This window comes from Nonomuraea sp. NPDC049269 (genome assembly GCF_043197155.1).
Taxonomy (GTDB): domain Bacteria; phylum Actinomycetota; class Actinomycetes; order Streptosporangiales; family Streptosporangiaceae; genus Nonomuraea.
This window is the reverse complement of record NZ_JBICSO010000007.1, coordinates 648,495-660,875: the sequence shown is the minus strand read 5'-3', so window position 1 is coordinate 660,875 and position 12,381 is coordinate 648,495. Positions and strand designations below refer to the sequence as shown.

Annotated in this window: 14 protein-coding genes; 11 read left to right on the top strand and 3 right to left on the bottom strand. The window is 69.7% G+C overall.

Going from position 1 to position 12,381, the window contains the following annotated elements; genetic code table 11:
• Window positions 1–464 precede the first annotated feature (464 nt).
• On the top strand, window positions 465–1,199 hold the full coding sequence (locus tag ACGFNP_RS38635) for a 16S rRNA (uracil(1498)-N(3))-methyltransferase (RefSeq protein WP_393327288.1): 735 nt from the start codon (window positions 465–467) through the stop codon (window positions 1,197–1,199).
• A gap of 16 nt (window positions 1,200–1,215) precedes the next feature.
• On the opposite strand, the gene ACGFNP_RS38630 is transcribed toward ACGFNP_RS38635, so the two are convergent.
• Window positions 1,216–1,872 carry a hypothetical protein gene (locus tag ACGFNP_RS38630; RefSeq protein WP_358336461.1) on the bottom strand — a complete coding sequence of 219 codons (657 nt, stop codon included), beginning with the start codon at window positions 1,870–1,872 and terminating at the stop codon, window positions 1,216–1,218.
• The gene (locus tag ACGFNP_RS38625) at window positions 1,869–2,348 is read right to left on the bottom strand and encodes a SigE family RNA polymerase sigma factor (protein WP_214638568.1); all 480 of its coding nucleotides are present in this window, start codon (window positions 2,346–2,348) and stop codon (window positions 1,869–1,871) included. The genes ACGFNP_RS38630 and ACGFNP_RS38625 overlap by 4 nt, the downstream gene beginning before the upstream one ends.
• 294 nt (window positions 2,349–2,642) lie before the next feature.
• Here ACGFNP_RS38625 and ACGFNP_RS38620 point away from each other — a divergent pair, with 294 nt between their 5' ends.
• From ACGFNP_RS38620 to era, 10 genes are all read left to right on the top strand, one after another.
• Window positions 2,643–4,679 (top strand): VWA domain-containing protein, encoded by a 2,037-nt coding sequence (locus ACGFNP_RS38620; RefSeq protein WP_393327285.1) that lies wholly within the window; start codon window positions 2,643–2,645, stop codon window positions 4,677–4,679.
• Window positions 4,676–5,974: an extracellular solute-binding protein gene (locus ACGFNP_RS38615; protein ID WP_393327282.1), complete on the top strand. Its 1,299-nt coding sequence runs from the start codon at window positions 4,676–4,678 to the stop codon at window positions 5,972–5,974. Before ACGFNP_RS38620 ends, ACGFNP_RS38615 begins: the two co-directional genes overlap by 4 nt.
• A gap of 4 nt (window positions 5,975–5,978) precedes the next feature.
• A complete protein-coding gene (locus ACGFNP_RS38610) occupies window positions 5,979–6,329 on the top strand; it encodes a histidine triad nucleotide-binding protein (RefSeq protein WP_393327523.1) in 351 nt (116 codons plus the stop codon).
• Window positions 6,330–6,514: 185 nt separating this feature from the next.
• Window positions 6,515–7,462, top strand: a complete 948-nt coding sequence (locus ACGFNP_RS38605) for a PhoH family protein (RefSeq protein WP_393327280.1) — start codon at window positions 6,515–6,517, stop codon at window positions 7,460–7,462.
• Window positions 7,459–7,935 carry an rRNA maturation RNase YbeY gene (ybeY, locus tag ACGFNP_RS38600; protein WP_358336468.1) on the top strand — a complete coding sequence of 159 codons (477 nt, stop codon included), beginning with the start codon at window positions 7,459–7,461 and terminating at the stop codon, window positions 7,933–7,935. Before ACGFNP_RS38605 ends, ybeY begins: the two co-directional genes overlap by 4 nt.
• A complete protein-coding gene (locus ACGFNP_RS38595) occupies window positions 7,932–9,227 on the top strand; it encodes a hemolysin family protein (protein ID WP_393327277.1) in 1,296 nt (431 codons plus the stop codon). Before ybeY ends, ACGFNP_RS38595 begins: the two co-directional genes overlap by 4 nt.
• Before the next feature lie 319 nt (window positions 9,228–9,546).
• Entirely contained in the window at window positions 9,547–10,170 is a 624-nt protein-coding gene (locus ACGFNP_RS38590; RefSeq protein WP_358336474.1) for a hypothetical protein, read from the top strand.
• Between the two features lie 10 nt (window positions 10,171–10,180).
• Window positions 10,181–10,501: a cytidine deaminase gene (locus tag ACGFNP_RS38585; RefSeq protein WP_393327274.1), complete on the top strand. Its 321-nt coding sequence runs from the start codon at window positions 10,181–10,183 to the stop codon at window positions 10,499–10,501.
• A 1-nt stretch (window position 10,502) separates the two neighbouring features.
• Complete coding sequence (locus tag ACGFNP_RS38580) at window positions 10,503–10,979, top strand: NUDIX domain-containing protein (RefSeq protein ID WP_393327272.1); 477 nt, start codon at window positions 10,503–10,505, stop codon at window positions 10,977–10,979.
• Window positions 10,980–10,997: 18 nt separating this feature from the next.
• The gene (gene era, locus ACGFNP_RS38575) at window positions 10,998–11,906 is read left to right on the top strand and encodes a GTPase Era (protein ID WP_358336483.1); all 909 of its coding nucleotides are present in this window, start codon (window positions 10,998–11,000) and stop codon (window positions 11,904–11,906) included.
• A gap of 4 nt (window positions 11,907–11,910) precedes the next feature.
• Here era and ACGFNP_RS38570 read toward each other — a convergent pair whose 3' ends face one another.
• On the bottom strand, window positions 11,911–12,381 hold the full coding sequence (locus ACGFNP_RS38570) for a hypothetical protein (RefSeq protein WP_358336486.1): 471 nt from the start codon (window positions 12,379–12,381) through the stop codon (window positions 11,911–11,913).

Below are 12,381 nucleotides of genomic sequence, written 5' to 3'. Positions count from 1 at the left end.
CTCCCGTCGCGATAGAGCACGAAAATGTGGGGTCCGCCCTTCCCGGACTGCTCCGGGTCGGGGTGACGCCCACCGTCCGGTGCGCTACGGCGGATCTCCCCTCGCCCAACTTCCACACCGGGTGCGCGGCCTGCCGCGCATCCGTGAGCCGTTTCGTACCCACCCTCGGGCGTGTCCGCTCCCACGGATTCCAGAGCAGCGAACTGAGGAAGCATTCGCTGGTGGGTCTGCGGTCCTGCGTGAAAGGTAGCCATCCGGATTACACCTCCAACGGTGATGACTAGGGCTGGTCAACGCGGGGCTTCAAAGCACCTGGCGGCACCTCAAGCCTTCTCCTTCAGGAGGGGGTCGTTGACCGCTCTGACCCCTCGTAGAGTGACGTCAGGAAGGTGCGATCTCGGCCAACCTTAATCGTTTCGTGATCGCTTGACTACTAGACGTGAAAAACTTTGGGGTGATCGCCGGTGACCGTGCCGGTTTTCCTGGCCCCCGACCTCGCCGACCTCGGCGGGCCGGAGCTGGTCCTCGACGGCCCCGAAGGGCGTCACGCGGCCTCCGTCCGGCGCCTGCGCGCGGGCGAGCGGCTCGACCTGACGGACGGCGCCGGTACGGTCGCCGAGTGCGTGGTGCGTGAGGCGCTGAAGGACGCGCTCAGGCTGGACGTGCTGGGCCGCTACGCGGTGCCGCCGCCCGAGCCCCGGCTGGTCGTCGTCCAGGGGCTGCCCAAGGGCGACAGGGGCGAGCTGGCCGTCGAGATGATGACCGAGGCGGGCGTCGACGTGATCGTGCCCTGGGCGGCGGCTCGCAGCGTCACCCAGTGGAAGGGCGACAGGGCGGCCAAGTCGCTGGCCAAGTGGCGTGCGACGGCCCGGGAGGCGGGCAAGCAGGCGCGCAGGTTCCACCTGCCGGAGGTGGCCGAGCCGGTGTCCACGGCCGGGGTCGAGGCGCTGCTCGGCGGGGCGGCGCTCGGGCTCGTGCTGCACGAGGAGGCCGCCGAGCCGCTGTCGGGCGTGGCGTTGCCCGCCGGGGGCGACATCGTCGTCGTGGTGGGGCCCGAGGGGGGTGTCTCGGACGCGGAGCTGGCCGGGTTCAGGGCGGCGAAGGCGGTGCCGGTGCTGCTCGGCCCGACGGTGCTGCGTACCTCGACGGCGGGGGTGGCGGCGGCGGCCGTGCTCCTGGCCCGGACCGGTCGCTGGTAAGGCCGTCCACCGCCCCTTACGGGGTGGAGATCACGGTGTCGCCGAGCGGGCTGGCGAAGGTGTTCGGCGTCGTGTCGACGTCATCCGGCGGGCACTCCTCGGCCGGGCAGGTCGCGGCGGGCGTGCTCGTCTCCGGTGAGGACGGCTTGGGCGTCGGGGTCGGTGTCGCCTCGTCCGTGGGGCAGTCCTCCGGCGGCTGCTCCTCGACCGGGGTCGGGCACTTGGTCGGCGTCGGCGTAGGCGTCGGGGTCGCCTTGGGTGTCGGCTTGCTGGTGGACTTGGCGGTCTCCGAGGCGGGCAAAGGCGCGGAGGTGACGGGGTCGGGCACCACGGCCGGGGGGTCGTCCGGCGGCCGGGTCGGCTTGGGTGAGGCCGGCCGGCTGGTCGAGGAGTTGGCCGGCGGCTTGGACGTGAAGTCCTTCACCGGCTCGATGGTGTCCTGCTGCATGACCTTGTGCCGCAGGTCGGGAATGACCATCACGATCGTGCCCGCCACCAGCACCGCGCTGGCGGCGGCGGCGCCCGCTCGCCACCAGAACAGGTTGCGCACGCCGCGCCGCTCGATGCGGGCGCGGATGATCTCCAGTCCTTCCGGCGAGGGCACGACCGTATCCGCCTCCGCGCGGAGCACACGGCGCAGGACGTCGCCGTACTCGTCGGGGGACTGGGTCATGACATTTTCTCCAGGACGGATCGCAAGGCGGCCATGCCACGAGCTGTGTGGCTCTTGACCGCACCCTTGCTGATGCCCATGGCGTGGGCGATCTCAGCCTCGGACAGATCACCGTAGTAGCGAAGGACGAGTGCCTCTCTCTGACGTGTTGGCAGGGACCTTAGCGCTTCGATGACGGCGGTGCGTTCGAGCTCGCCGATCGCGCCGTTCTCGGCGCTCGGAGCATCGGGCAGGCCTTTGGGGGCGTACTTCTCGACGACCGCGCGGTGACGCAGCACGGAACGGGACCGGTTGACGACGGATTGCCGCAGGTAGGCAAGTGCTTTGTCGGGATCGCGCAGTCTACGCCATGCGCCATGGATGGCGACGAACGTGTCCTGCACGACTTCTTCCGCGGTTGCCATGTCTCGCACAAGCAGCACCGCGAGACGCACTAATGACCGAAAATGCGCGCTGTACAGCGCGGTCACGGCCATGTCGGCGTCCCACCCGACCGGCACCGCCCCCAGCGACCTGTCGGCCAAGAGGGTTTCGGTGGTCACATCATTGGGACGCGCGGCCTTCCCAGAGGGTTTACGCTCTTGCGGTTCCTTAGGGGGCATTACCCAGTCGTGTCCTCGCCAGGTGGCCTCGCCCGACCCTGAATCGTCTTATTTTTCGGCAGTCTTGCACACTAACCCTAACCGCGTGGATCTTCAGAAGCACGGCACGGCGGATTACCGATTCGCAACGGAGACAGGGGGTTCCGTCCGATCTAGGATCAAGGCAGAATGTCGCGCTCTTCATCGCACGACAAGACCGCCCCTGAAGACCCGTGGGGGTGGCTCAAGGACGTTGCCGCCATAGTGACGCCGCTCTGGGCCTTCCTGGGGGCTGTCGCGACGCCGCTGCTGGAGATCGGGCTTGGGGCGTTCATCGCGGCCGTCGTGGCGATCGTGATCCTGACCGTTCTCGTGGTGGTGGTCCAGCGCGGTGTCCGGCTCGGCCGTATCGGGAGGGCCGTAGTCTGGCTCGGCACCAAGCTCAGGGCGTTTTTCCGCGGGGTGTGGAGCCTGATCGTGTCCCCCGTCAAGTGGATCGCGAAGGGGGTCAGGAAGCGGGCGGACCCTCTGACCGCGGGCGCGGCCGGATTCGTCGCCGGGGTGCTCGCGGTCGTGCTCGTGCTGGCCGGTACGTCGGCGGTGCGGCTCGGGCTGGGCTGGGTGACCTCCAGCCCTTGTGGCCAGCCGTTGGAGCTGCGCGCGCTCACCTCGGCCGAGAACGTGGTGGGGCTGCGGGAGGCGGGCCGCCGCTACGCCCGAGAGAGCGCCGACCTGCGCGGCTGCCCGCGCGTGCGGTTGTCCGTGACACCCCAGCCGCCGCTCGCCACCATGGCCCGGGCGGCCAACAGGGACTGGAACGACCCCGTCTCCTGGAACGGCAAGGACTACCGCGCGCTGATCGCGCTGCACCCCGACATCTGGCTCGCCTCCAGCGCGGCCACCGCGGACTACCTCGAGCGGGCCTTCGCCAATCTCGGGCAGGTGAGGTTCGACAGGATGTCCCCGGTGGCCACCTCCGCCCTGGTGGTCGCGTTCACGCCCACGCTGGAGCGGCGGCGGGGCACGCAGTCCCTGCCCACGAGCCTGCCCGGCCTGCGCAAATGGCTGAAGAGCGTCAAGGCGCCCCTGGCCAGGCCGCGCGCCGACCTGTCGGAGATCGGGCTCATCGCGAGCAGCGGGCTCTACGGTTCCGACACCTCGCAGGACATCGCCGACGAGATCGCCTATACCCCGCCCGATCTGCCGCTCTCCGACGCCGCCGGCCTCCTCTGTGACGTTCGCGACCGCTTCGACACCGAGAAGGAGTCGCTCGCCATGATCGTGCCCGAGCACCTCGTCTACGCGGTCAACAAGCGTCAGGTCCTGGGCGCCTGCGGCCCGGGTCACCAGGGCCCGAACCTGTCCTGGTCCCCGCTCACCGAACTGCCCGCCCTCAGCTACCCGTTCGTCCGCCTGAAGTGGGCCAACCAGTGGAACGAACGGCGTGAGCAGGCGGCGATCGACTTCCATGACTGGCTCGCCCAGGACAAGCTCTCCGAGTACGGCTACCGCGACCCGGCGGGTGTGTTCCACCGCAACGAGCCCATGCCGCTCGGCAAGGCGCTGCCGTCGCGGAAGGCGGACAGCGGCGCATCGGCCAAGGACGGGCCTGGCGACCCGATCGCCGGCCTGATCGACCGCCTCGGCAAGGCGCATCCGGAGACTTCGCTGCTCCTGCTGGTCGACGAGTCGGGCTCGATGGACAACCCGATCACGGGCGGCACCGCGCTGCAGACGGCAAGTTCCGGGGCCAAGACCCTGCTCAGACGGCTGCGTGACAGCCCCGACACGGTCAAGCTGGCCACTTTCTCCTCTCCTGGCGGGGCCGGCCAGACCGTGGTCACGGGCATGGACCAGGTGAACAGGCGGCTGGGGACGCTGGCCGTACACGGGAGTGACGCTCCGCTCGGGGATGTGCTGGCGCTGGCGGCGCCCCAACTCGAGGACGCCCCGAACCCGGTCATCGTCATGCTGACCGACGGCGGCAGCCAGGCGGGCGACCTCGGCAAGACAGTGGCCGCACTGGAGAAGGTGCAGGGGCTCAGGATCCGGCTGCTGCTCACCGGCGAGCAGGAGTGCGGCGCGCCGCACATCAAGCGGCTGCTCGCGGCGGTCGGCGAGCTCATCCGATGCGCCCGCATCGGGTCCGACCCCGCGACGCCGTACCAGGATCAGGTCAGCGAGGTAGACAAGGAGCTGACGAAGCTGTGGCGGGAGAGTCCGTGACGGCGAGGCGGGTGGCCGCCGCGGGCGCGATGGCGGGGGCACTGTTCACGTTGGGGGCGGTGGTCGTCGCGGACCGGGCGACGCCCGCGGAGGAGTGCGTGGACGATGGCGTGATCAGGGTCGCCACCGGCGACGACGTGAGCGTCGGCGGCGCGCGCAGGGCGCTGATCAGTGGCTGGCGGGACACGCCCGTCCTGCTGATCGAGATCTCCAGGGTGGCCGATTTCAAGCACGACGAGATGATGGCCGCGGCCCAGTCCGACCCCTGTCAGACCTATGACCTGCTGATCATCGACAGCGCCTCGACGCCCGAGTTCGCCGCCGCCGGCCTGCTCAGCGAGATCAGACCCGAGGACGTACCGTCCGGTCTGGTGCGGCAGGCGAGTGAGAGCGGTCAGTGGGACGGCAAGCAGTACGCGTTGCCGTTCGCGTTGGACGTGGGGCTGCTGTACCGCAGGGACGAGCGGGTGCCGGAGAGCTGGGACGAACTCTGGCAGGCGGCGCGCGTCGCCAGGGTCGATTTCCCGCACGGCGGGTACCTGGCGCAGCTCGCCGACTACGAGGGTCAGACTGTGGGGTTGCTCGAACTGCTGAGGGCCGACGGCGCCGCCGTGGTGGACGACGACGGTGAGATCGTGCTCGGCCGGCCGCCCAACAACCAGCGGGCGCTCAACGCGTTGCTACGGATGCGGCAGGGGCAGCGCGACCAGACGCTGGGGGACTCCTGGTCGGACAAGGAGGCGGAGAGCCTGGCCGCCTTCGCCGAGGGGGGCGCCGGGTACCTCCGGCACTGGCCGTACGCGGATCTGCAGTTGATCTCTGGCGGCAGGGTGCCCTTCCACGTGTCGAAGCTGCCGGGCCCGGCGACGCTCGGCGGCTCGAACCTCGCCATAACCGCCAGATCCAACAAGTACGACCGCGTACTCAAGTTCGTGAAATACCTGCTTCGGCCGGAGAACCAGCGGTGGCTGTTCGCGTGTGGTGGCTACGCCCCGGTCGTCGAGGCCGCCTACGAGGACGTGCGGGTCTGTCCCAGGGAAGCCGAGGACGGGACGGCGGTCGTACCGTCGGAGAAGGACCTGCGAGAACTGGCGACCGCGATCAAGGACTCGCTGCCGACGGCCGCGCGGCCCAAACTGGAGCACTACACCCAGTTCAGCGAGGTGTTCCGGCAATGCGTGACGAAGTATGTCCACTCCGCGGAGGATCCGACCCTCGACGACATCCAGATGATCGCTGACCGGCTGGAGGCGGCCAAGCTGGGCAGGACGGAGAAGGGCGAGCCCTGTGGGTAAGGTGCTGCCTGTGACCGACTGCCTCTTCTGCAAGATCGTGGCCAAGGAGATTCCGGCCGAGATCATCCTTGAGAACGACAGGGCGCTGGCGTTCCGCGACATCAACCCGCAGGCCCCCACGCACGTGCTGGTCGTCCCGAAGGAGCATCACGCCGACGCGGCCGCGCTGGCCGCGGCGGACGACGGCCTGGCCGACGACGTGCTCAAGGCCGCGCACGCCGTGGCCGTGCAGGAGGGCGTGGCCGAGGGCGGCTACCGGGTGGTCTTCAACACCGGGCCGGGGGCCGGGCAGACGGTCTTCCACGTGCACGCCCACGTGCTCGGCGGGCGCGCTCTGACGTGGCCGCCCGGCTGATCCGCCCCGGTGATATTGACGCGAGCAATCGGCCTGGTCCCGGCTACGATGGGCGGAGAAGTACACCCGAACAGACCGGGAGGCATCAGGCCGCTGGCCTGCCCATGTCCGAACTACATGAATCCCGAAGAACGGCACCTCCCTCGCGCACTCAAGCCAAGGTGCTGATACCGGACGAATACCCAATGGTCAGCCTCCTGGGCTCCCGCGACGAGTTGCTGCGCGTCATCGAGGGTGCGTTCAGGGCTGACATCCACGTGCGTGGCAACGAGATCACCGTCACCGGCAGCCCCGACGAGAGCGGCACCGTGGTGCGCCTCTTCGAGGAGCTGGTGGAGGTGCTGCGCAACGGCGGCGAGCTGACCCCCGACGCCGTCGAGCGGAGCATCGCCATGCTGCGCATGACGTCGGACCGCCCGGCCGAGGTGTTGTCGCTCGACATCCTGTCCTCACGCGGCCGGACGATCCGCCCCAAGACCGTCAACCAGAAGCGTTACGTCGACGCCATCGACCGGCACACGGTCGTGTTCGGCATCGGCCCCGCGGGCACCGGCAAGACCTACCTCGCGATGGCCAAGGCCGTGCGGGCGCTGCAGGAGAAGCGGGTCAACCGCATCATCCTGACGCGGCCCGCCGTCGAGGCGGGGGAGCGGCTCGGCTTCCTGCCGGGCACGCTCTACGAGAAGATCGACCCCTACCTGCGCCCCCTGTACGACGCGCTGCACGACATGGTCGACCCCGACTCGATCCCGAAGCTGATGGCGGCGGGCACGATCGAGGTGGCACCACTGGCGTACATGCGTGGTCGCACCCTCAACGACGCCTTCATCATCCTCGACGAGGCGCAGAACTCCTCGGCCGAGCAGATGAAGATGTTCCTGACCAGGCTCGGCTTCAATTCCAAGATCGTGGTGACCGGTGACGTCACGCAGGTCGACCTGCCCTCGGGCACGGTCAGCGGCCTGCGGGTGGTGCAGGAGATCCTCGACGGCATCAACGACATCCACTTCTCCCGGCTGACCAGCGCCGACGTGGTACGCCACAAGCTGGTGAGCGAGATCGTCGACGCCTACGGCCGCTACGACGCGCTTCAGGAGCCGAACCAGATCCAGCACCGGGGGAAGCGGCGATGAGCATCGAGATCAACAACGAGTCGGGCGCGGACGTCGGCGAGCAGAATCTCGTCGAGCTGGCCACCCACGTGCTCGGCGAGATGGGCATCAACCCGCTCGCCGAGCTGTCGATCGTGGTGGTCGACGAGCGCACCATGGCGGAGCTGCACGAGAAGTGGATGGGCGAGCCGGGCCCGACCGACGTGCTCGCCTTCCCCATGGACGAGCTGCGACCGGGCGGCGGGGCCCGCGGCGACGCCGACACCGCCACGGATCCGGCGCTGCTCGGCGACGTGGTGCTCTGCCCGCCGGTGGCCGTCCGGCAGGCGGAGGAGGCCGGCCACAGCGCTCAGGACGAGCTGGAGCTGCTGTGCACGCACGGCATCCTCCACCTGCTCGGCTACGACCATGCCGAGCCTGAGGAGCACAAGGAGATGTTCGGCCTGCAGGCCCGGCTCCTCGAGTCGTGGCGGGAGGTGCGCAGCCCGCGGTGAACGCCTGGTTGCCTCTGGCCATCGCCCTCGTGGTGATCGGTGGCCTGATCGCCAGTGCGGAAACGGCACTGACGCGCATCTCCAGGGTGCGTGCGGAGGAGTTCGTACGCGAGGGGCGCCGCGGCGCCCTGCGGCTGCGGGCCATCGTCAACGACCCGCCGCGCTATCTCAACCTGCTGCTCCTGCTCCGGCTGAGCTGCGAGCTGATCGCCACGGTGATCGCGACGCTGCTGTTCATCGATCTCATGCACGACCAGGGCTGGGCGTACGTGTGCGCGGCCGCCGTCATGATCGTGGTCAGCTACGTGATCGTCGGCGTCTCGCCGCGTACCCTGGGCCGCCAGCACGCCGAGCCGATCGCGCTGGCCGGAGCTCCCATCGTCTACGGCCTGACCAGGATCTTCGGCCCGCTGCCCAAGCTGCTCATCCTGCTCGGCAACGCGCTGACCCCCGGCAAGGGGTTCCGCGACGGCCCGTTCACCTCCGAGGCGGAGCTGCGCGACCTGGTCGACCTGGCCGAGGAACGGCGGATGATCGAGCCCGACGAGCGCGAGATGATCCACTCGGTCTTCGAGCTGGGTGACACGCTCGTACGCGAGGTCATGGTGCCCCGCACCGACATGGTCTTCATCGAGCGGGGCAAGACGCTCAGCCAGGCGCTGTCGCTGGCGCTGCGCAGTGGCTTCTCCCGCATCCCCGTCGTGGGCGAGAACGAGGACGACGTCATCGGCATCGCCTATCTCAAGGACATCACCCGCAGGGTGCACGAGTCGGGCGAGGACGGCGGCGAGGAGAAGGTCGAGTCGATCATGCGCCCGGGCACCTACGTCCCCGAGAGCAAGCCGATCGACCAGCTCCTGCGCGAGATGCAGGCCAGGCAGAGCCACCTGGCCATCGTCATCGACGAGTACGGCGGGACGGCCGGCCTGGTCACGATCGAGGACGTCCTCGAGGAGATCGTGGGCGAGATCGCCGACGAGTACGACCGCGAGGCGCCCCGCGTCGAGGAGATGTCCGACGGCGGGGTCAGGGTCACGGCCCGGATGCCGGTCGACGAGCTCGCCGAGCTGTTCCACACCGAGATCGAGGTGGACGACGTCGAGACCGTCGGGGGCCTGCTCGCGCACGCGCTCGGGCGGGTGCCGATCGCGGGCTCCGAGGCGGAGGTGGCCGGGCTCCGGCTGACCGCCGAGAGCCTCGCGGGGCGGCGCAACCGGATCAGCACCGTGGTCGTCCGCCGGGTCGTCCCACAGGCGGGTGACGTGGTGCCCGCCGCCGCCGAGCAGGACTGACGGGGCGCTGACCGTTTTGAGAGAGATGTGGCAAGTGTTCTACAAGTCTGTTGCAAGCGGCCTGCGCCAGTCTTGATCTCGACACCCGGTGCGGTGGGTGTCACTGGGGAAGCATCCGAACGCCGGGTGGGGTTCGCGGCGTGAGGATGCCCCCTGGGGGGGACGACAACGTCTCGGTCAGCTAGCCGATCGTGACGTTGCTCGGCGTAAAGGGGGTTCTCGTTCAGGCGAGGACCCCCTTTTGCGTTTGGGGCTTTGTTGATGACTCTGGTGGATTGCCGTATTCGTCGCCCGGGGACATCGCGGTCCAGGGGGAATCATGGAACGCGTGATCGTTGTCCTGGCCATCGTGTGCGGGCTCCTTGCCGGATGCGGCGGACCGGTCGAGAGTTACGTCGATGCCCAGGCCACGGCCCGGCTGCGTGAGGTGCTCAACAAGAACCCGCGGCTGCCCGACGGCTTCTCGGCCCGGTCGGAGGAGCCGTGGCGGGTGCCGTTCACACCGGCGGACCGCAACTGCCGGGCCGTACTCGATCCGGCGGCGGGCCGGGCACCCGGGCGGGCGCTGACGGCGCAGGCGGCGGCCAGCTTCGAGGGGGACGAACTGGGCGAGGTGGCCGGGGTGGGCCTGGCGCGCTACGCGGGCTCGGAGGCCGCGGGGCACATCGACGACCTGGCCGACGCGCTGGAGGCGTGCCGCACCGTGCGGTCGGGCGGCGGCACTCGGCTGCGGCTGACGATGCTGCCGGTCGAGGACGTGGGCGACGAGGCCGTGGGCGCGGAGCTGCGCGGGCGGTTGAACGGTTACCCGTACGCGCTGGACGTGATGCTCGCCCGCTCGGGCGACACGCTGGTGTCCGTCGTGCACACGGGCATCGCCAAGGTGGACACGGAGCGTACGCGGCAGGTGCTCAGCGCCGTCGTCGGGATGGCCAGCGCCTAACCTAGAGCACGTGACTCTCGATCCAGAAGACAGCAAGATCATTACGCTCGCGCGGGCGGCCAGGGCGCGCAACGGCTCCGTGGAGGGCGCCGCCGTACGCGACGAGACCGGGCGCACCTACTCGGCCACGAACGTCGCGCTCTCCTCGCTCACGCTCTCCGCGGTGCAGGTGGCGGTCGCCACGGCCGTCTCGAGCGGCGCGCAGTCGCTGGAGGCCGTCGCGCTGGTCACGGCGGGCGACGGGCCGAGCGCCGCGGACGAGGCGGTGGCCGCCGAGCTGGGCGTCAAGGCGCTGCTGGTGGCCGGCCCCGACGGCACGGTGCGGGGCTGACATGCCGATCTCGCCCCATCTGGCCGGGGTACGCGCGAAGGTCGGGTCCGATCTGCTGATGCTTCCGTCGGTCAGTGGCTTCGTGTTCGACTCCGAGGGCAGGGCGCTCATGGCGCGGCATGGCGACGTGGGCCTGTGGGCCTCGCCCGGTGGCGGCGTCGACCCCGACGAGCGCCCCGAGGAGGCCCTGGTCAGGGAGCTCCAGGAGGAACTCACCATCGACGTCGCCGTACGTGGCCTGATCGGCGTGTACGGCGGGCCCGAATTCCGGACCGTCTACCCCAACGGGCACCAGTGCGCATACGTCATCGCCGTGTACGGCTGCGTGATCGAGTCGGGCACGCCCACCCCCGACGGCGACGAGATCACCGACGCCCGATGGGTGACCGAGCCGGAGATCGCCGGCCTGACCACGACCGCCTGGACACCGCTGGTGGTGCCCGAGGCGTTTGCCTGGTGGCGTCACCAGGGAGTTTGATAGGCCACAATGCACTATGTGACTTCGCCAGACAACCATCGCGCCGGATTCGCCTGCTTCGTGGGGAGGCCGAACGTCGGCAAGTCCACGCTCATGAACGCCCTGGTCGGCACCAAAGTGGCGATCACCTCCTCCAAACCGCAGACGACCCGGCGCGTCATCCGGGGCATCGTGCACCGCCCCGAGGCCCAGATCGTCATCGTCGACACGCCGGGCCTGCACCGCCCGCGCACGCTGCTCGGCGAGCGGCTCGACAGCCTCGTGCTGTCCACGCTGACCGAGGTCGACGTGATCGGCTTCTGCGTTCCCGCGAACGAGCCCATCGGCAAGGGCGACCGCTTCATCGCCGACAAGCTCGCGGCGGTGAAGAAGACGCCGGTCGTCGCCGTGCTCACCAAGTGTGACCTGGCCTCCAAGGAACAGATCGCGCAGCAGTTGCTGGCGCTGTCGCAGGTGGCGGAGTTCGCGGCGATCGTCCCGGTGTCGGCGCAGTCGGGCGACCAGCTCGACGTGCTGGCCGAGGTGCTGACCGAATACCTGCCGGAGTCGCCGCCGCTGTACCCGGGCGGGCAGCTCACCGACGAACCCGAGCAGGTGCTGGTCGGGGAGCTGATCCGGGAGGCGGCGCTGGAGGGGGTACGCGACGAGCTGCCGCACTCGATCGCGGTGGTGGTCGACGAGATGATGCCGCGCGAAGGACGGGACGATCTGCTCGACATCTACGCCCACATGTTCGTCGAACGGCCGTCGCAGAAGGCGATCGTGATCGGGCACAAGGGCGAACGGCTGCGGGACGTCGGGACGCGGGCGCGCAAGCAGATCGAGGCGCTGCTGGGCACTCGGGTCTATCTCGATCTGCGGATCAGCGTGGCCAAGGATTGGCAGCGCGACCCCAAGCAGCTGCGGCGCCTGGGCTTCTACGACTGAGTTTCTACGTTCGACGGCCGCGTACGAGCGACAGGACGGCGAGGGCGACCACGGCCAGCGCACAGGCCAGGGCGGCGAACCAGCCGTAGCGGATCCCCGGCTCAATCGACAGGAACCCGAGATCGACGGAGACCCCGTTGCCGACCCCGGGCGGATCGACGACGAACATCAACAGCCAGACCGTCGCCAGCACCCCCGGAATGACGGCCAGCGCGGCCACCCGCGGCCGGGCGAACAGCCCCGCGGCCCCGAACACCAGCGTGACGAGCCCGGCGACGAGCGTGTAGACGCCGAGGCTGTCGTCGATGCCCCGCATGTCGTCGGACACCCCGCCGAGGGCACCGATCTTGGCCTCGACCCCCGTCCACGGCAGGAACGCGCAGAACACCAGCAGCGCTCCGGCGACCGCGATGACGAACGCGTAGCCGCGCCGCGCCTTGGGCTTCGCGGGGCTCTGCGGGAGATGGTCGGCCAC